The following is a 20,286-nucleotide window of genomic DNA, read 5'->3' on the forward strand; positions in this document are numbered from 1 at the left end:
AAAAACGCCTCCGCAACTGTTAAAAACAGGCAGCGGAGGCGTTTTTTTCCACAACACTTTTCAGAAGCTGACATGCAGGCAGGAAATCTTTTACAGGAATGGAAGAACAGGAAAGAACCAGTGTGATATCTTCCGGGGTTTCCTTCAGAATTTCCAGACGGAGGCCTTTTTCACGTGCTTTTTTTTTCAGTTCGCTGCCTGAAATTGTGCAGGGAATGGTAAGAGCCAGACTGGTTCCGGCAGCCCCTGTTTTGATCTGGCAGTCTGTACCGAAGGTTTCCCGGACAGCAGTGGAGAGGGCTTTCAGTTTCTGTGCATACAGACGGCGGAGTTTTCTTGTCTGGGAAACCAGGTGGCCGTCACGGATAAACTGGCAGAGAGCAATCTGTTCTGCCTTGGAAGCAGTCTGGTTGTAAAAGTCTGCTTTTTTTTGGTACCGTTCCCGGAGGGTGGGCGGAAGTACCATAAAGCTGACACGGATGGATGGAAGAAGAAGTCTGGAAAAAGATCCGATGTATACAACGTTTTCGCCTCCGGAAAGACCGAAAAGAGATGGTGTTGGTTTCTGCAGATAAACGAATTCATTTTCAAAATCATCTTCAATGATCAGGTGGCCGTTGGCCTGTGCATGGTGAATCAGTTCCAGACGGCGTTTTACAGTCATGATTTCACCCCATTTGGTCATATGGGCAGGAGAAACATAGATTACATCACAGTTTTTATCCCTGTAGTGGACATCAAATCCATAATCTTCAAAAATGGTACTTCCCTGAATAAAGGATGGGGTGGGAAAAGAAACGGTTTTTTGTTCCAGAAGCAGAGGGCAGAGAATCTGGAGAAGACTCTGCAGGCCTGCGCCCACAACAATATCATCCGGAGAGCAGATCACATTTCTGCGTTCCCGGATATAATCGGCGAGAACTTCCCGGAAATCTTTTTCCCCCTGGGGTTCACCGTAGGAAAGCATACGGTCACCCTGACGGAGTGCACTTTTGATGTAACGCTGCCAGAGATCGAAGCGGAAACTTTCCCGGTCTACGCCGGAGGAGGCGAAATCATAAAGACAGGGAGGGACGTCTGCCGCATGTTTTTCCGGAGCAGGAGGATGCTGTTTGGTTGCAATATCGGTAACGTAATAACCGCTCTGTGCCCGGGCGATAATATAACCATCTGCCGCAAGCTGAAGATATGCGTTTTCGATGGTGGTACGGCTCAGCTTCAGCTCCTGGGCACATTTACGGAGTGAAGGCATCTTGCTGCCCGGGAGCAGACGGTTTTCCAGAATCAGCTTCCGGTAATAATGATAAACCTCCAGATAGAGGTGTTCTTTTTTGTGTTCTACGGATATATTCAACATAGGTATGGTAATTTCCTTCCAAAAATGATTGCGTAAACCTGACAATTCATTCTATAATAATACAGAAAAAAACACAAGACTGGAGAATTATGATGAAGAAAATAGCCGTGATCAATGATCTTTCCGGACTGGGAAAATGCTCGCTGACAGCAGCCATTCCAGTAATCTCCGTGATGGGAGTGCAGGCATGCCCGTTTCCTACCGCTGTTTTAAGTAATCAGACAGGATATGAAACTTATTTCTGCGAGGATCTTACTCGGCAGATGACGCCATATATGGAACAGTGGAAAAAGCGGGGATTTATCCCGGATGGAATTTATACAGGTTTTCTCTCGGATGAAAAGCAGGCAGATAAGATCCTGAAATTTATGGATCTGTTTGCCGGTGAGGAGACATTGATTCTTACTGATCCGGTAATGGGCGATGACGGGGAAGTCTACCCGATTTATACAGAGGGACTTCGAAGCCGTTTCCGCGAACTGGTCAGCCGTTCCTATGTAATTACCCCAAACCTTACAGAGGCATTGCTGCTCCTTTACGGAAAAGAAGAAATGGAGAAAAAATGGAAAGTTCTGGAAACTATGCCGGAGGCAGAAAGGCTGGAGAAAATCCAGGAGATCGGACAGCGCCTTGTTCTTGAATTTTCTCTTTCCGCAGTGGTGATTACAGGTGTGAATTACCGAGAAAACAGCCAGACACCGAAAATGGGAAATCTTGTCCTGGAAAAAGAGAAGGTCTCCTGGGTATTTGCCGAAAAATCCGGTGGAAGTTATTCCGGAACCGGAGATCTTTTTGCGTCAGTGCTCAGTGCCGGGCTGGTGAAAGGATATTCTATGGAAACCTGTGCACATATGGCGGTGGAGTTTATTTCCACATCAATCAGAGACGCAGTATCAGAAGGAACAGACCGTAATGACGGGGTATGCTTTGAAGCGCATCTAGGTATGTTACTTTCATAATAAAGAAAAGGGGAAAAATCATGATTTCAGCAGAAGAACAGAAAAAAGTAATTGCTCTTGTAAAACAGACAAAAGAACTGATTTTAAAAGAGATGAATAACGAAGAAGTAATGGTAAAGGGAGCTGCTAACTATGTGACAAATGTGGATCTGGCCGTGCAGAACTTTCTGAAAGAGGAACTTGGAAAAGCATTTCCGGAGATTTCCCTGATCGCGGAAGAAAAAGAAAACCTGGGACTTTCCAGAGAAAAAACTTACTGGATTCTGGATCCTATTGACGGTACTACAAATCTTATTCTGGATTTTCATATGAGCGCAGTTGCATTGGGACTTTATGAAAACGGTGAGATTGTTTTCGGTATTGTATACAATCCGTTTTCCGATGAACTGTTCCACGGAGCCAAGGGAGAGGGCGCTTATCTTAATGGAAAGAGAATCCATGTATCCGATACCGAAGATTTTGGGGATGCGGTAATTTCCTATGGCTCCACTCCTTACACAAAAGAAGAAGCAAAAAATCTTTTTCCGATTTTTTATCACATCTTTATGAAATGTGCGGATTTCCGTCGTACCGGATCTGCAGAACTCGATATGTGTTATGTTGCCTGTGGAAGGGAGCATGGATATATTGAACGTGACCTGAAACCCTGGGATTATTCTGCGGGAACCATTATTCTTCGTGAAGCAGGCGGTATTGTGAAGAACTGGAAAGGCGAGGAACCGTCCTATCTGAAAAATGAGGACATCCTCGCCTGTGCGCCGCAGTTTGCGGAAATTCTTCTAAAAGAATTATAATTTATTTTTTTGTAACCGATTTTTGTGTTCAAAAAGGGAGATCAGCAGCGTGAGCAGGATTCCGGAAACAGAGAGAAGAATTCCGGCGCGGATTCCCGGGCAGATGTAACGAAGCTCGATCTGGTTTTTCCCTTCTGTCAGAGGAATAGAATACATGCAGTCATCCAGAAGGCCGGCAGTAATCTGCTGGCCGTTTCTGTATATTTTCCAGCCTTTGTCGTAAGGGATGGATAGATAAAGCAGGGAGCTGGAATCAGCAGCAGTACAGGAAACGGAAACATGCCCGTTTTCCAGCTGGAACTCTTCCACAGCTCTGCCTGAAATCTCCTTGGAAACAGCGGCAAGGGCATCCAGATCCAGCGCGTAAAACTGTTCGCCCCCATCCCGGATGAAATATCCATTGTCTGAATGGATGGAAACTTTTGCATAAGCGGCTTCGGAAGCTGCTGGAATATAAAAAGCTGAGGGACTGAGCCACCAGGAATAACGGCTGATATAGGAGTCATTTACATTTAAAGAAGCATTTTCCATAGGGGAATCCCAGGGTATGTTTCCATATAGTGCGTAATTTCCCTCTGGAACAGAAAGGGTGTATACCTGGTCAGTGCCGGAATCGGAATCTCCTTTGGAAGAATAGGTATAGGATAACGGCCGATACAGAGAAACCGGATGTCCGCACAGAATGCTGTACAGATAATTCTGGTATACAAACGGGTCATCGGTCTGCGGAGTCTGTATAGATTCCGAATTGTCATGATAGAGAAAGGCCATCGGCAGTGCAGACGGGTTACAGTATACGGACTTTCCGTTTTCCGCCTCTATAGAATCCAGTTTTGTCAGTCCGTTAACGGGATAGGCAGACAAGGTATATTTTACTCCCAGCAGAGCATCTGCAGCAATGACAGGAGAGTTGGTAATGTTCATATTCAGACCGTTTTCACGGTAACCGATACGTTCCAGAAATTCTCTCTGCGTATCGTCCGGGGAGGAAGTATAACCGGAAATGGAACGGTAATTATAAGCCAGAGCTTCGTTATAATTTGCAGTTGCACCGTCAGTGTACTGAATCTTTGTGGAAGTCTGTGAAATCCGGTAAATGGAACTGTCCGATTCCTTGATTTCGCCGATCTGTTTCTGGGAACCCAGAGAATAAGCGGTGTACTGGCTGTTTTCGTCAGCATGGTAATCATTCATCAGAAAGCTGGCGTTAACTGCCAGTTCTGAAAGGATGATTCCTGTACAAAGCAGAGTGATAACTGCTTTTTTCCATGATTTGAAATTCCGGCTGTACATAAAAAGTCTCACAGAAATCAAGGTAACTGCAGCGTAAAAGACGGTCAGATAGATTTTTGATGTATGTTCACCGGGGTGAATATTATCCAGAAAAAACAGAAGAACCGAAAAAATGATCCATCCTCTGGAAAGAAGAACTGCGGTATGGTCATCCAAGTAAATCAGATAAAAACAGGCAGCCAGAAAGATCAGAGCGGCAATTCCCACATAGGAATATCTGCACCAGTAACTTTCCACAGTTTTGAACAATGAAAATACCATATAAAAAGGTTTCCAGTAAAAAATCAGTGCTATGACAGCAAGAAAACAGGCCAGCATACTTTTTTTCTGTGCAGATAACGTAGAAGAAAGAAAAAGGGCAATAACCGCCAGGATTACCAGAGTACCACAGAACAGAGAAGTACTGTTTGGAGTACTGTGCGCGCCCAGGTGGTAACTTTCCAGAATGGTGGGAAGCTGTCCGACGAAAGAAAAATCCTTCAATGCTGCAAGGTCCAGAGAACCACGGTTGGAATTTCCCATGGCAAGTACAGTGGGTAAAAACAGAACCGCGCTGCACATAAGCCCCAGAAACATAGAGAGGCCATAACGGAATATCATGACCAGGGCTTTTCGTGGAATATGGCTGTATTTTCTTGATGATCCCAGAAAATATAAGGCAAGTTCAAAAAGAAACCACAGGGCGGAAAATACACAGTTGATACCACCGCTGTACCAGTTAAAAAGAATCGACAATGCCACCCAGACAGAAAGCTTCCAGATGGATGATCCATGTATGATCTGATAGGTTCCCAGAAGAATCAGCGGAAGAAGATAGACACCGTCAATCCACATGATATTACTGCTCTGGGCAATGGTATACTGGCAAAGACCGTAACAGCAGGATAAAAGGACAACAAAAAAAGTTCTTGCAGATTCCGTGTTTTCTGTCAGATATTTCCGGAAGCGGTTTACAAGAAAAATACTGAAGGTCATGGAAGCCAGAGATAATTTCAGCAGTACCAGGATGTCAAAAAATGAATGGAGATTTTCTTTTGGAAAAAAGACACTCAGAAGCATAAACGGGGAGGAAAGATAATAGCTGAAAACAGCGATATTGGTACCTCCCAGTGTTTTTCCAAATGTATAAAAAATGCTGTTTTTCTGCGCCAGAACATCCTTGAAATAAGCATAAAAATCCAGATACTGAATGCTGGCATCATCCACAGCCAGTGATTTGTTGCCAAAAGGGGCATAGCCACAGGTGATAAATAAAATCAGTAAAACTGCAAAAGTAAGACCAAATGCAGAAAAATAAATGCGCTTCTTTTTCACAGGTTCCTCCTCCGGGATGATTATAACAGAGCTGGCCGTCAGGCCAGCTCTTCCCATTTTTCATAAAGTTCTTCCAGTTCTTCCGAAATGGCAGCTTTTTCACGGCTTAATTTGGTACATTCTGCCACGTTGGTGCAGACATCCGGGAGAACCATGGTATCGTCAATTTCCTTATCTCTTGTTTCCAGTTCCTCAATGCGGGCTTCCACTTTTTTCAGTTCTGCTTCCCGTTTTCGTTTCTTCGCCTGTTCTTCTTTCATCTGCTGCCAGGAAAGTTTGTTTTCGGAAACCGTTTTTTCTTCCTGAGGGGCCTCGGGAGAATCAATTCCCGGAGCATAGGCGCTGGTCAGTTCTTCTTTTTTCTCCAGATAGTAATCATAATCGCCAATGTAATTGACCACAGCCTGATTGGTAAGTTCCATGATCCTGGTTGCGGTCTGATTGATGAAATAACGGTCATGGGAGACATAAAGGACAGTACCGGTGTAACTTACCAGTGCTTCTTCAAGGATTTCCTTGGAAGCGATATCCAGATGGTTGGTAGGCTCATCCAGAATCAGGAAATTGGCTTCGGAGAGCATCAGCTTGGCAAGGGAAACACGGCCTCGTTCTCCACCGGAAAGTGCGGAGATTTCTTTAAATACATCGTCTCCGGTAAAAAGAAATGCTGCAAGCATATTTCGGATTTCGGTCTCTGTAAGAGTCGGATACGTATCGGAAATCTCCTGGAAAATAGTCTTATCCATATGAAGAACATGATGTTCCTGGTCATAATAACCGATCTGCACCTTGGAACCAAGAGAAAATTTTCCGGCATCTGCTTCGAGAAGACCATTGATAATTTTCAGCATGGTAGTTTTGCCGGTTCCGTTGTTTCCGATCAGTGCCACACGTTCGCCACGTTTGATATCAAAAGAAATATCGGAGAACAGAGTCTGTCCCGGAAATGCCTTGGAGAGTTCCTCCACATGCAGGACATCGTTTCCACTTAATACACGGGGTTCCAGGGAAATCCGCATACGATCCTGAATTTCCAGAGGTTTTTCGATACGCTGTACACGATCCAGCATCTTCTCACGGCTTTCGGCACGTTTGATAGATTTTTCTCTGTTAAAGGACTTCAGTTTGGCAATGACTGCTTCCTGATGTTTGATGTCTCTCTGCTGATTTAAGTATGCCTTGTACTGGGCATCGCGTAGCTGGGCTTTTTTAAGAGCATAAGCAGAGTAGTTTCCACTGTAGACACGGGTCTGTCCGGCCTCAATCTCCACTACCTTTGTGACAACTTTATCAAGGAAATAACGGTCATGGGAGACAATAAATACAGCTCCCGGATAATTCAGAAGGTAGGTTTCCAGCCATGAGATACTTTCCATATCCAGGTGGTTGGTAGGCTCATCCAGAAGCAGGATATCCGGTTTGGAGAGAAGCATCTTGCCAAGGGCAACACGGGTTTTCTGCCCTCCGGAAAGCGTCTCGATCTGTTTGTCAAAATCCTCTTCTGTAAAACCAAGACCCTTTAAAACACCGGTCAGTTCACTTTTGTAGGCATAACCGTTTTCCAGTTCAAACTGATGGGTAAGACGGGTGTAAGTCTCCATCAGACGGTTCAGGTCCTCGCCCTGTACATGGTTCATTTCCTGCTCCAGATTACGGATGCGGCGTTCCATATCAATGATGTGCTGCTTGGTGGTAAGAAGTTCTTCATAAATCGTATGGTGCCCGTGAATGTCCTGATACTGGGCCAGATAGCCGATATTTTTGTCACGTGCAAGAACAACATTGCCGGAATCAGCGGAAATTTCCTGCATGATGATCCGAAGAAGGGTTGTTTTTCCTGCACCGTTGCATCCGATAAGGGCCGCTTTTTCCCGGTCTTCAATATGGAAGGATGCGTCATTTAAAATTACTTTTTCGCCAAAGGCTTTGCATATATTCTGACATGATAAAATCATAAAAACTGTCCTCCTGTATAAAGAATTGTCTCTGTCTGGTCATAAAACAGGGAAAATCCTCCACCTATTATAACGGAAACCGCCAGGATTTCAAAGAAAAAATCAATTTTTTAAAAAAATATGAAGAAATTTGTACAGAACTCACAACTTTAATTGACAGGAAAATGTCAATTCGGTATAATTAACCTAGTGTAAGGTAAGGAGGAGAACTATCGTGGAGACAAAACAAATCTCGAAAGCGGTGATTAAGCGTCTGCCACGCTATTACCGCTACTTAGGAGAGCTGATGGAAGACAATGTAGAGCGTATTTCTTCCAATGAATTAAGTAAGAAGATGCATACCACAGCTTCCCAGATCCGTCAGGATCTCAATAATTTCGGCGGTTTCGGGCAGCAGGGGTATGGCTATAATGTACATTATCTTTATACGGAAATTGGTAAAATTCTCGGATTGGACATCGTTCATCCGATGATCATTTTAGGTGCCGGTAATCTGGGACAGGCACTTGCCAATTATGTGGACTTTGAGAAACGTGGCTTCAAGCTGGTGGGAATTTTTGATGTAAATCCTGTGCTTGAGGGTATTGCAGTCCGCGGACTTGAGATTCAGATGCTCAGTGAACTTCCGTTTTTCCTGAGAGAAAATAATGTAGAGATTGCAATTCTCACTCTTCCGAAGAACAAAGCCAAAGAAATGGCAGATATTCTGGTGGAGAACGGAATCAAAGCAATCTGGAATTTTGCACATCTTGATCTGGAGACACCGGATGATGTAATTGTGGAGAACGTGCATCTTTCCGAAAGTCTTATGACACTGTCTTATAATCTGAGTAAATACAGGCAGGAGCATGTGGAAAAGTAGAAAGTGTTAAGCTGCCGGAAACGGCAGCTTTCTCTATTAAGAGGGGAGGCAGGGCACAGCATGAAAAAAATTGTTACCTGCGAGGAGATGAAGAAGCTGGATGGTGCCACCATTCATCATATCGGAGTGGCATCAGAAGTTCTGATGGAGCGGGCAGCACTGAAAGTAGTAGAAGAAATAGAGAAATATCTCGAAAAAAATGAAAGAATACTGGTTGTATGCGGAAGCGGCAATAACGGAGGCGATGGTATTGCCGTTGCCAGACTGCTTTATCTGAAGGGAATCCGGGCAGAATTCTGCATGGTCGGAAACAAAGACAAAATGACCAGAGAAACGGTGCTTCAGTATAAAATTGCCACAGGATATCAGGTCCCGGAAGTGAATAACCCGGACTGGAGTGAATATACTACTATAGTAGATGCCGTGTTTGGCGTAGGCCTGGTGCGTCCGATCGAGGGACATTATGCGGAAGTTATTCATGAGATGAACAGTGCCCGGGCAAAAAAGATCGCTGTTGACATCCCATCAGGAGTAAACGGAGATACAGGCCTGGAAATGGGAATTGCCTTCAGCGCGGATCTGACTGTTACGTTTGGTTACCGGAAAAGAGGACTTTGCTTTTATCCGGGCAGATTGTATGCAGGAAAGATTGTTACCGCTGATATCGGAATCTATGAGCAGGAAGCTGTAAAGGCATCTGCATGTTGTCTGGAGCAGGAAGACCTGAAACTGTTTCCGGAGCGTGATCCCGGCGGAAATAAGGGAACTTTTGGAAAAATTCTATTTGTTGCCGGAAGCGAGGGAATGTGCGGGGCTGCTTATTTAAGCGCCAGTGCTGCTCTTCATGCCGGGGCGGGAATGGTAAAAATTCAGACAGTAGAAGAAAACAGGATTCCATTGCAGATTCTTCTTCCGGAGGCTATGGTATGCACCCGGTTTGATGAGGAATCCAACGAACAGCTTCTTTCCTGGTGTGATATCCTTGTGATTGGACCGGGACTGGGAACATCGGGGGCCAGCCGTGAGAGAGAACAGTGGTTTCTTACGGCAGCCGCCCGGGAGAAAAAGCCACTGATTCTGGATGCAGACGGACTGAATCTTCTGGCAATGCATCCTCAGTGGAAGGAATTCCTGGGTGAAAATGTTATTCTGACGCCGCATATCGGTGAGATGAGCAGACTTTGTGTAAGAACCATATCGGAAATCCAGGGAACAATTGCACAGACCGCAGTGGACTATGCGAAAGAAACCGGTACCGTATGTGTCCTGAAAGATGCCTGTACAGTAATTACAGATGGGAAAGGCGATCTGTATTTGAACCTTTCCGGTAATTCCGGTATGGCAACTGCCGGAAGCGGAGATGTGCTTTCCGGGCTTCTGGCAGGAGTATTATGTATGTATCTGAAAACGGAGGAACATCCCTCCATGGTTTTAAAGGCCGCGTTAGGTGTTTATCTTCACGGACTTTGCGGCGATCTTGCAGCCGCTGAAAAAGGAAAGCGCAGTATGCTGGCAGGCGATATCATTGAATATCTGCCCCAGGCTTTAGCGATAGGTGAAGAGGAGTCAAAATCATGAAAAAATACGAGAGAGTCAAGGCACTGGTATCTCTGGATGCCATTGCTCATAATTTTGAGGAAATGCACAGAAATGTGAAAGAAGGAACAAAAATCATTGCAGTGATCAAGGCGGATGGCTATGGCCATGGTGCGAGAGCAATTGCACATCTGATTCACGATTATGATTATATCTGGGGTTTTGCCACAGCAACGGCAGAAGAAGCGCTGGAACTGCGTCATGCAGGCGTTACCAAACCAATCCTGATTCTTGGCATTGTATTCGAAGAATATTATGAGGAGCTGGCTGCCAATGACATCCGGATTACCATTTCAGATCTGAATACAGCAGTGGAATATGCGAAGGCAGGAGAGCGTATCGGAAAAAATGTACATATTCATCTGGCATTGGATACAGGAATGACAAGGATCGGATATGCGGATATTCCGGAAAATGCAGTAAAGATTGAAGCGGTTTCCAAAATTCCGAATCTTGTAATTGAAGGAATGTTTACGCATTTTGCCAGAGCAGATGAGTTTGACCGTTCTCCGGCACTTGTACAGCTTGACAGATATCTTCGTTTTGCGGATCTTCTGGAAAAGAGAGGAGTCCATATTCCGGTACGCCACTGTTCCAACAGTGCGGGAATTATCCGTGTGCCGGAGGCAAATCTTAACGTTGTCCGTGCGGGAATTACCATTTACGGTATTTATCCGTCGGAAGAGGTGGAACGGGATGTGATAAAACTGACACCAGCCATGGAACTGAAAAGCCATGTGTCCTATGTGAAAAATGTGGAACGTGGAACTGCGGTAAGTTATGGTGGAACTTTTGTTACAGAACGTTTTACCAGAATGGCAACCATTCCGGTAGGCTATGCGGACGGATATCCCAGACAGCTTTCCAATAAAGGATGGGTTCTGATCCATGGCAAAAAAGCTCCTATTCTTGGACGCGTATGTATGGATCAGTTTATGGTAGATGTTACGGATATTCCTGAGGTAAAAGCCGGAGATGAGGTAACACTGATGGGAAGAGACGGAGAAGAATTTATCAGTGTGGAAACACTGGGAGATCTTTCTGGAAGATTTTCCTACGAGTTTGTCTGTGAGATCAGCAAACGTGTTCCGAGGGTTTATATTAAAGACGGAAAAGAATGCGGAGAAGAAGAGAGCTTTTTTCAGTAAATCAGTAAATTTCGGGTGACAGAAAACCCGGATCAGGCGTAAGACCGATAAAAAAGTACCACTCATGGTATACACAAGGAAATTATGGAAATACTTATCTGTAAAAAGGAATACGGCTTATAAATAAGCCGGACCAGAATCGGAGTGTGAATTGTGTGGTTATAAAAAGAGGGGATATTTTTTATGCGGACTTAAGGCCTGTAGTAGGCAGTGAACAGGGCGGTATCCGGCCGGTACTGATTATTCAGAACGATGTGGGCAACCGGCACAGCCCTACTGTGATCTGCGCGGCCATTACATCAAAAATGAACAAGGCGAAACTGCCGACACATATTGAAATTGATGCATCTGCCTATGGAATTGAGAAGGATTCCGTAATTCTTCTGGAACAGCTTCGTACCATTGATAAGCGGCGGCTGAAAGATAAGGTGTGTCATCTGGACAGTGTCATGCTTGATAAGGTAAATCATGCACTTGAAATCAGCCTGGAGCTTACATTTTAGGGCAATTTCATGGGATTTTTGACAGGTTTGGATTCTGATTCTTGACGAAATCTTCCATAAGTGCTATATTTAACCGAGTTGCAATTATGTAAAACGGTACCTTTGTAACAGGCAGGGGCACGAAAGAAAATATACGGTAACAAGGAGAGGAAGATAACATGTCAGGACATTCAAAATTTGCCAACATCAAACATAAGAAAGAGAAAAATGATGCCAAGAAGGGTAAGATCTTCACAGTCATCGGCCGTGAGATCGTTATGGCAGTAAAGGCCGGCGGCCCGGATCCTGCAAACAACAGCAAACTTCGTGATGTCATTGCAAAAGCAAAAGCAAACAACATGCCGAACGATACCATCGACCGTGGAATCAAGAAGGCAGCAGGTGCTGACTCCGCAGACAGCTACGAGAAAGCTGTATACGAAGGATATGGCCCGAACGGTGTTGCCATTATCGTAGAGACTCTTACAGATAATAAGAACCGTACTGCAGGTAACGTACGTAACGCTTTTACCAAGGGTAACGGAAGCATCGGAACTCAGGGATGTGTATCCTTTATGTTCGATCAGAAAGGCCAGATCATCATCGACAAGGAAGAGCTTGAGGATGAGTGCGGCGAGATGGATGCGGACGAGCTGATGATGACAGCTCTGGATGCAGGTGCTGAGGACTTCAGCGAGGAAGAGGACAGCTTCGAGATCCTTACAGATCCGGATGATTTCAGCGCTGTACGTGAAGCTCTTGAGAAAGCCGGAATTCCGCTTATGGAAGCACAGATCGCCATGATTCCGCAGACTTACGTAGAACTTACCGACGACCAGGCTATCAAGGATCTCCACAGAACACTGGATCTTCTTGATGAGGATGATGACGTTACAGACGTATGGACAAACTGGGACGAGTGATCTTAGAATAGAAAATAATATTTTGCATATAATACCTCCAGAATTTTAGATTCCGGAGGTATTTTTATGGAAAAAAATAAAGAAGAGGGAAAACAGAAGGAACTGGATCGGGAAGAAAGCCAGGACAAGCAGATCCAGGAAACAGGACAGGTAGTGCTGGATGGAAATTCCCGGAAACATAAGGTGGAACTTCTGACGGTAATCGGGGAGATCGAAGGTCATGAATCGGCCCCGTCACACAGTAAAACCACCAAATATGAACATGTACTGCCAAAACTGGCTCTGATCGAGGATGATGAGGAAATTGAAGGACTTCTGATTCTTTTAAATACAGTTGGTGGCGATGTGGAAGCGGGGTTGGCGATTGCGGAGATGATCGCGTCTTTAAGTATTCCCACGGTTTCCCTTGTGCTGGGCGGCGGACATTCCATAGGCGTTCCCATGGCGGTTTCCGCGGACTATTCTTTTATCGTGCCAAGTGCTACCATGGTCATCCATCCGGTAAGGCAGAACGGGATGTTTATCGGTGTGGCACAGACGTACCGCAATATGGAGAAAATCCAGGACCGTATCACTGCCTTTGTATCGAAGCATTCTGATATAACCAAAGAACGGCTGGAAGAACTGATGCTGGATACTTCCCAACTGGTAAAAGATGTGGGAACCATGCTGGAAGGAGAGCAGGCAGTGAAGGAAGGTGTGATTGATGAAGTCGGCGGGATCCGGGATGCCCTGGACAAACTGTATGCCCTGATTGAAGAGAAAAAATCACAGAAATGATCGCTTTTTTATGTGGCTTTTGGTTATATTGGTTAAACATAACTAACGTGGTTACGCTGTGCTGTGGTAAAGAAAATCGACAGAAATTGTAAATCTCCCCTTGCCATATGCAGATTTTTAGCGTATTATTAATAGAGGTTTATAATTTGCGCGAGGAGGAAGACCATGTATAAGGTTTTAAAAGCTGAAACGTTGGCAGCTAAGATCCATCTTATGGTTGTGCATGCACCACGTGTGGCAAGCCACTGTCTGCCAGGACAATTTATCATTGTGAAACTTGACGAGAAGGGTGAGAGAATTCCTCTTACCATCTGCGATTACGATCGCGAGGCTGGAACAGTTACCATCGTATTCCAGGAGATCGGAGCATCTACAATTAAGATGTCCGCACTGAAAGAAGGAGATTCATTCCGTGACTTCGTAGGACCTCTCGGATGTCCATCTGAGTTCGTACACGAAGATATCGAAGAACTCAAGAAGAAGAAACTGGTATTCGTTGCCGGTGGTGTTGGTACCGCACCTGTTTATCCGCAGGTTAAATGGCTTCATGAGCACGGTATCACAGCAGATGTTATCCTTGGTTCCAAGACAAAGGATATGGTTATTCTTGAGAAAGAGCTCGGCGCTGTTTCCAATCTCTACGTCACAACTGATGATGGTTCTTATGGACGTTCTGGTATGGTAACCAAGACTCTTGAGGATCTTGTAACAAACGAAGGCAAACATTATGATGTCTGTGTAGCAATCGGACCGATGATCATGATGAAATTCGTCTGTCTTCTTACCAAGAAACTTGGTATCCACACAATTGTCAGCATGAACCCGATCATGGTTGACGGAACCGGTATGTGCGGCGCTTGTCGTCTTCAGGTCGGTGATGAGATTAAATTTGCCTGTGTAGACGGACCGGAGTTCGACGGACATCTCGTTGACTTTGATCAGGCTATGAAGAGAAGTCAGATGTATAAGACCCAGGAGGGACGTGCATTACTGAAACTTCAGGAAGGCGATACCCACCACGGTGGATGCGGACAGTGCGGAGGTGACAAGTAATGGCAGATGCAAAAATGTTAAAAAAAGTTCCTGTAAGAGAGCAGGATCCGAAGGTACGTGCGACAAACTTCGAGGAAGTATGTCTTGGATATAATCAGGAAGAGGCAATGGAAGAGGCACAGAGATGTCTCGGATGTAAGAAACCGAAATGTGTAGAGGGATGTCCGGTATCCATCAACATTCCTGGATTTATTGAACATATCAAAGAGGGCAACATGGAAGAAGCTTACAAAGTGATCGGATTATCTTCCGCACTTCCAGCTATCTGTGGCCGTGTCTGCCCACAGGAATCCCAGTGTGAGGGACAGTGTATCCGTGGTAAAAAAGGTGAGGCTGTTTCCATCGGTAAACTGGAGAGATTCGTTGCTGACTATGCTCTGGAGCATGACATCAAACCTGCAGGAGCAGAGGGTAAGAACGGACATAAAGTTGCAGTCATCGGTTCCGGTCCTTCCGGACTTACCTGTGCAGGTGACCTTGCAAAGGCAGGATACGATGTAACTGTATTCGAGGCTCTTCATGAGCTTGGCGGTGTTCTTGTTTATGGTATTCCGGAGTTCCGTCTTCCAAAACAGAAAGTCGTTAAGAAAGAGATCGAGAAAGTTAAAGAGCTTGGTGTTAAATTCGAGACAAACGTTGTCATCGGTAAATCTACAACCATCGACCAGCTGATCGAGGAAGAGGGATTTGAGGCCGTATTCATCGGTTCCGGTGCAGGTCTTCCGATGTTCATGGGTATCCCGGGTGAGAATGCAAGTGGTGTATTCTCCGCAAACGAGTACCTGACAAGAAGTAACCTCATGAAAGCATTCGATGATTCCTACGATACACCGATCGCAGCAGGCAAGAAAGTTGCAGTTGTCGGCGGTGGTAACGTTGCTATGGATGCTGCAAGAACAGCTCTGAGACTTGGCGCTGAGGTACATATCGTATACAGAAGAAGTGAGGCAGAGCTTCCTGCACGAGCAGAGGAAGTTCATCACGCTAAGGAAGAGGGTATCATCTTTGATCTTCTTACCAATCCGAAGGAGATCCTTGTAGATGAGAACGGCCATGTAAATGGTATGAAGGTTGTCAAGATGGAGCTTGGCGAGCCGGATGCTTCCGGAAGAAGACGCCCGGTAGAGATTCCTGGTTCCGAGTATGAGATGGACGTAGATACTGTTATCATGTCCCTTGGTACTTCACCGAACCCGCTGATCTCTTCCACAACAAAAGGCCTTGATATCAACAAGAGAAGATGTATCGTTGCCGAGGAAGAAACCGGTAAGACATCCAAGGACGGCGTATATGCCGGTGGTGATGCCGTTACAGGTGCAGCTACTGTAATCCTTGCTATGGGTGCAGGTAAAGCTGGTGCAAGAGGTATCGACGAATATCTGAAAAACAAATAAAAAGAAGATTCGTTTTTAGATCCAGGCTTCCGGTTGCTGATTCACAGTAACCGGAAGTTTTTTGTATATACAATTATAATTTTAAGAAAAAGAACATTTGTTTGAATGATTGCTTAAGTGTGGATTGTAAGTTTCCGGTAATTATGCTATAATGTGTTGGAAAAATTTTTAGAAAAGGAAATATCATTATGTCAGTGATACATGCGATTATATTGGGAATTCTTCAGGGAATTACAGAATTTTTGCCGGTGAGCAGTTTTGGACACCTTTGTGCAGCCCAGGATCTTCTTAACGGATCAAGAGGTTCCGGGGTGCTTTTTGAAGTAATGCTTCATCTGGGAACCATGGTAGCTCTGATTCTCGTTTTTCTGAAAGATATCAAAAAAATCGGAATCGAACTGATCGGAATGATTTTGGATCTGATCGGAAATGCCAATATTTTTCTTTATAACAGAAGAACCGGTAAAAATTTGACCTATGCAAAAATTGTGCACGGAACTTACCGGAAACTTACTGCTCTGATCCTTGTTTCAACAATTCCTACAGCATTAATTGGATATCAGTGTAAGCGCCTTGTTGTACGCAGTGCGTCTTCACATATGTTTTCGGGAATTGGAATTCTGCTTACAGGAGTAATTCTTCTTGTTGTGGATTACAGCAATATAAACGGGAACAAGGGTACAAGGGAAGTAAATTTCGGAGATGCCATGTGGATGGGAATCTGTCAGGGAATTTCAGTATTTCCCGGACTTTCCAGATTCGGACTTACACTGAGCGTTGGACTTTTCTGCGGACTGAGCCGGAAATTTGCGGTTAAGTATTCTCTTTTAATGAGTATACCGGCTGTGATTGGAGCTTTTTTTGTAGAAATGGGCGAGTTTACAGCGGTAAGTATGACGGTGGGAAAAGGATTTACCTATGTCCTTGGAATGTTGGTGGCCGGAATTACAGGGTATCTGGTAATCCGGTTCATGCTTAAGCTTTCGAATCAGGTCAGACTGCGTTATTTTGCATTTTATTCCTTTGCAGCCGGTATCCTTATTCTGGCAGCAAATTATATTTGATATCAACTGGAGGGAGTCTGACAATGGCAGCTTCAAAAACAACAAAAAAAAGAAAAGGGAAAACTGCGACAAAACAGCAGAGCGCTGGAAACCGATTTCAGACAGAAATACTGATTCTGGTTATGTTTGCAGCCTGCCTGATTCTGATGATCAGTGCGTTTGGCATGGGTGGTATCGTAGGAAATGCCATCAGCAGCATCTGTTTTGGAATCATGGGATTGTGTGCATATCTGTTTCCAGTAGTTTTGTTTGGGGGAGTTACGTTTCTGATTGTCAATAATAAGAACCGTCTTGCTTATAAGAAGATTTTTGCCGGAATTGTGTTTTTTGCCTTTTTATGCGGACTTTTACAGCTTCTTACAGAAGGTTACACACCAAGTACAACTTTTGCGGATTATTATGCACTCAGTTCGGAGTATCATACAGGAGGAGGCGTGATTGGAGGTGCAGTATGTATTTCCACAGCTTCCGCATTTGGTACAGTTGGAGGCGTGGTGATCATTGTACTGGTACTGATGGTTTCCATGATTATTATTACGCAGAGATCTTTTTTCGGGTTTATGAATAAAATTCTGGATCTGTTTGCAGATGCTGCCCGGGAGGGAAGAGAGGCATATCTGGAGGCACAGCCGGACAGAGAAAAGCAAAAAGAACTCCGAAGGAAAATCCGTGCTGAGAGAAGAGCAGAAAAGATCCGTCAGCTGGAAGAGGAATTGGAAGAGGAAGAATTGGCGTTTGCGGAAGAAACCACCAAGAAAACATCCAGAAAACGTAAAGGAAAATCAAAAAAAGAAGAAAATAAAAGACAGGCAGCTGTAAAAGCCAACCGAAAAGGGGAATTTAATCTGCCTTCTTTTCTGGATGAGGAGAAGGCTGCGCTTCCATCGGATACAGATTTGCCAGAAGCAGAGGAAACAGAGGGACAGGAGGAAATCCGGCCGGCTTCCCATGAGAACATGGAATTTCAGATTCACAGATCTCAGCCGCAGACAGTGACTGAAGAAGTGGAAGAACCAGATTTTGAAAAAGATATCCAGGAAGTCTCAGAAGATGAGTATGACGGTTATGAAGATGTTGCGGTTCCGGAAATGTCTCCGGTTCTGGAAACAGAAAAAAAAGCTTCCACAAATAACCCCAAATCTTCACAGAAAGAAATTGAACATGGGATCAAAAATATTCAGCATGAGATCAGTCAGAAGGAAGTTGCAGAGAAAAAACCATATCAGTATCCTCCACTGAAACTTCTGAAGCGAGGTGATGGCAGATCTCAGGGAGATTCTGATGCACACTTAAGAAAAACAGCTCAGAAGCTGCAGGAAACACTGCACAATTTTGGCGTAAATGTAACGATTACCAATGTCAGTTGCGGCCCGACAGTAACCCGTTATGAGCTGCAGCCGGAGATGGGTGTTAAAGTCAGCAAGATTGTAGGTCTTTCGGATGATATTAAACTGAATCTTGCAACACCGGATATTCGTATTGAGGCACCGATTCCCGGAAAAGCTGCTGTGGGAATTGAAGTTCCAAATAAAGAAAACAGTCCGGTTATGCTTCGAGATCTTCTGCAGTCTGAGGAGTTCAAAAATGCCAAGTCAAAGCTTTCTTTTGCGGCAGGTAAAGATATTGCAGGGAAATCGGTTGTGGCAGATATTGCAAAGATGCCGCATCTTCTGATCGCAGGAGCTACCGGTTCCGGTAAATCGGTATGCATCAATACTTTGATTATCAGTATTCTTTATAAGGCAACACCAGATGAAGTTCGTCTGATTATGATTGACCCGAAAGTTGTTGAATTAAGTGTATATAATGGAATTCCACATCTGTTTATTCCGGTAGTTACAGATCCGAAAAAAGCGGCCGGAGCACTGAACTGGGCGGTTTCAGAGATGACAAGCCGTTATAATGCTTTTGCGGAGTATGGTGTACGTAACCTTGGAGAATATAATAAAAAAGTTGCGAATATGCGTGTACCGGAAGGGGAAAAAGCACCCGAAAAGATGCCACAGATCGTAATTATTGTAGACGAGCTTGCGGATCTTATGATGGTAGCGCCGGGCGAAGTGGAAGATGCCATCTGCCGTCTGGCCCAGCTTGCACGTGCAGCCGGCATTCATCTGATTATTGCCACACAGAGACCTTCGGTTAATGTTATTACAGGACTGATTAAGGCAAATATGCCGTCCAGAATTGCATTTTCCGTATCTTCCGGTGTGGATTCCAGAACAATTCTTGACATGAACGGCGCAGAAAAACTTCTCGGAAAAGGTGATATGCTGTTTTATCCACAGGGATATCAGAAACCTGCCAGACTTCAGGGCGCCTTTGTGTCTGACGAGGAAGTCAGCGCTGTTGTGGAATATGTTTCCGACAAAAATCAGGGAGCGGTTTATGATACCGCCATTGAGAAGCAGGTAAATACTGCCACGGTTCCCGGAGGAGCAGGTGGCGGTGACAGAGACGTATATTTTACAGAAGCCGGCAAATTTATTATTGAGAAAGAGAAGGCCTCCATTGGCATGCTTCAGCGTATGTTTAAAATCGGTTTCAACCGTGCGGCCAGAATCATGGATCAGCTCTGCGATGCAGGAGTCGTAGGTCCGGAGGAAGGAACCAAACCAAGGAAAGTTCTGATGTCTGCGGAAGAATTTGAGAATTATCTGGAGGAGAATGGCGGATGAAAATAAGCGTTCTGACAGTAGGAAAAATAAAAGAGAAATATTTACGAGATGCCATTGCAGAGTATTCCAAACGTTTAAGCCGTTATTGCAAACTGGAGATTATAGAAGTATCTGATGAAAAAACACCGGATAATGCCAGCGAAACGGTAGAAGAGGCAATCAGAAATAAAGAGGGTGAGCGCCTTTTGAAATATATCCGGGACGATGCTTTTGTAATTACACTGGAAATTGCAGGAGAACAGCTGACATCTGAGAAATTTGCAGAGAAAATCAATACTCTTGGCATCCGGGGAACCAGCCATATCCAGTTTGTAATTGGAGGTTCCATTGGACTTGGAAAAGAGGTGCTGAAAAGATCCGATTATGGACTTAGCTTTTCAAAAATGACATTTCCTCATCAGCTGATGAGGGTGATTCTGCTGGAACAGATTTACCGGAGTTACCGGATCATAAGTGGAGAACCTTATCATAAATAAAATTAAAAAGGAAGCCTTTCACCATTACTTTTAAGTAACAGTGGAAGGCTTTTTATGTGTGGGAAATTTCGCAATATGGATGAAGAATCTGTACTGCATGAGAAATTTTACCGAATAAGTAAAAATTTGCAAAAAAGATTGACGAGACTAACTCATTA

Annotated in this window: 16 protein-coding genes; 13 read left to right on the forward strand and 3 right to left on the reverse strand. The window is 44.5% G+C overall.

Annotated elements, in window-relative coordinates; all coding sequences use genetic code 11:
* Window positions 1-19: 19 nt before the first annotated feature.
* Entirely contained in the window at window positions 20-1,357 is a 1,338-nt protein-coding gene (gene pdxR, locus KQI39_RS00875) for a MocR-like pyridoxine biosynthesis transcription factor PdxR (protein ID WP_148448020.1), read from the reverse strand.
* Window positions 1,358-1,446: 89 nt separating this feature from the next.
* On the opposite strand from pdxR, the gene KQI39_RS00880 reads away from it, so the two are divergent.
* Window positions 1,447-2,316, forward strand: a complete 870-nt coding sequence (locus tag KQI39_RS00880) for a pyridoxamine kinase (RefSeq protein WP_253293008.1) — start codon at window positions 1,447-1,449, stop codon at window positions 2,314-2,316.
* A 20-nt stretch (window positions 2,317-2,336) separates the two neighbouring features.
* The gene (locus KQI39_RS00885) at window positions 2,337-3,110 is read left to right on the forward strand and encodes an inositol monophosphatase family protein (RefSeq protein WP_148448017.1); all 774 of its coding nucleotides are present in this window, start codon (window positions 2,337-2,339) and stop codon (window positions 3,108-3,110) included.
* Here the strand turns inward: KQI39_RS00885 and KQI39_RS00890 are convergent.
* Both KQI39_RS00890 and KQI39_RS00895 read right to left on the reverse strand, forming a co-directional pair.
* On the reverse strand, window positions 3,105-5,717 hold the full coding sequence (locus KQI39_RS00890; protein WP_216415828.1) for a YfhO family protein: 2,613 nt from the start codon (window positions 5,715-5,717) through the stop codon (window positions 3,105-3,107). The genes KQI39_RS00885 and KQI39_RS00890 overlap by 6 nt on opposite strands.
* A gap of 38 nt (window positions 5,718-5,755) precedes the next feature.
* Window positions 5,756-7,672, reverse strand: a complete 1,917-nt coding sequence (locus tag KQI39_RS00895; protein ID WP_148448013.1) for an ABC-F family ATP-binding cassette domain-containing protein — start codon at window positions 7,670-7,672, stop codon at window positions 5,756-5,758.
* Between the two features lie 214 nt (window positions 7,673-7,886).
* On the opposite strand from KQI39_RS00895, the gene KQI39_RS00900 reads away from it, so the two are divergent.
* From KQI39_RS00900 to rlmH, 11 genes are all read left to right on the forward strand, one after another.
* A complete protein-coding gene (locus tag KQI39_RS00900) occupies window positions 7,887-8,534 on the forward strand; it encodes a redox-sensing transcriptional repressor Rex (protein WP_148448011.1) in 648 nt (215 codons plus the stop codon).
* A 60-nt stretch (window positions 8,535-8,594) separates the two neighbouring features.
* Window positions 8,595-10,112 carry an NAD(P)H-hydrate dehydratase gene (locus tag KQI39_RS00905; protein WP_173761727.1) on the forward strand — a complete coding sequence of 506 codons (1,518 nt, stop codon included), beginning with the start codon at window positions 8,595-8,597 and terminating at the stop codon, window positions 10,110-10,112.
* Window positions 10,109-11,278 carry an alanine racemase gene (gene alr, locus KQI39_RS00910; protein WP_173761726.1) on the forward strand — a complete coding sequence of 390 codons (1,170 nt, stop codon included), beginning with the start codon at window positions 10,109-10,111 and terminating at the stop codon, window positions 11,276-11,278. The genes KQI39_RS00905 and alr overlap by 4 nt, the downstream gene beginning before the upstream one ends.
* 155 nt (window positions 11,279-11,433) lie before the next feature.
* On the forward strand, window positions 11,434-11,781 hold the full coding sequence (locus KQI39_RS00915; protein WP_021977735.1) for a type II toxin-antitoxin system PemK/MazF family toxin: 348 nt from the start codon (window positions 11,434-11,436) through the stop codon (window positions 11,779-11,781).
* Between the two features lie 158 nt (window positions 11,782-11,939).
* A complete protein-coding gene (locus tag KQI39_RS00920; protein ID WP_118064285.1) occupies window positions 11,940-12,683 on the forward strand; it encodes a YebC/PmpR family DNA-binding transcriptional regulator in 744 nt (247 codons plus the stop codon).
* A 66-nt stretch (window positions 12,684-12,749) separates the two neighbouring features.
* Entirely contained in the window at window positions 12,750-13,463 is a 714-nt protein-coding gene (locus KQI39_RS00925; protein WP_173761725.1) for a ClpP family protease, read from the forward strand.
* A gap of 165 nt (window positions 13,464-13,628) precedes the next feature.
* Window positions 13,629-14,516: a sulfide/dihydroorotate dehydrogenase-like FAD/NAD-binding protein gene (locus KQI39_RS00930; RefSeq protein ID WP_148448001.1), complete on the forward strand. Its 888-nt coding sequence runs from the start codon at window positions 13,629-13,631 to the stop codon at window positions 14,514-14,516.
* Window positions 14,516-15,910, forward strand: coding sequence for an NADPH-dependent glutamate synthase (gene gltA / locus KQI39_RS00935; protein ID WP_173761724.1), 1,395 nt, complete (start codon window positions 14,516-14,518; stop codon window positions 15,908-15,910). The genes KQI39_RS00930 and gltA overlap by 1 nt, the downstream gene beginning before the upstream one ends.
* A gap of 188 nt (window positions 15,911-16,098) precedes the next feature.
* Window positions 16,099-16,974, forward strand: a complete 876-nt coding sequence (locus KQI39_RS00940) for an undecaprenyl-diphosphate phosphatase (protein WP_173761723.1) — start codon at window positions 16,099-16,101, stop codon at window positions 16,972-16,974.
* A 23-nt stretch (window positions 16,975-16,997) separates the two neighbouring features.
* The gene (locus tag KQI39_RS00945; protein WP_216415830.1) at window positions 16,998-19,652 is read left to right on the forward strand and encodes an FtsK/SpoIIIE family DNA translocase; all 2,655 of its coding nucleotides are present in this window, start codon (window positions 16,998-17,000) and stop codon (window positions 19,650-19,652) included.
* The gene (rlmH, locus tag KQI39_RS00950; protein ID WP_148447996.1) at window positions 19,649-20,128 is read left to right on the forward strand and encodes a 23S rRNA (pseudouridine(1915)-N(3))-methyltransferase RlmH; all 480 of its coding nucleotides are present in this window, start codon (window positions 19,649-19,651) and stop codon (window positions 20,126-20,128) included. The genes KQI39_RS00945 and rlmH overlap by 4 nt, the downstream gene beginning before the upstream one ends.
* Window positions 20,129-20,286 lie beyond the last annotated feature (158 nt).

Source organism: Blautia sp. MSJ-36 (assembly GCF_018917985.1).
Classification (GTDB): Bacteria; Bacillota; Clostridia; order Lachnospirales; family Lachnospiraceae; genus Blautia_A.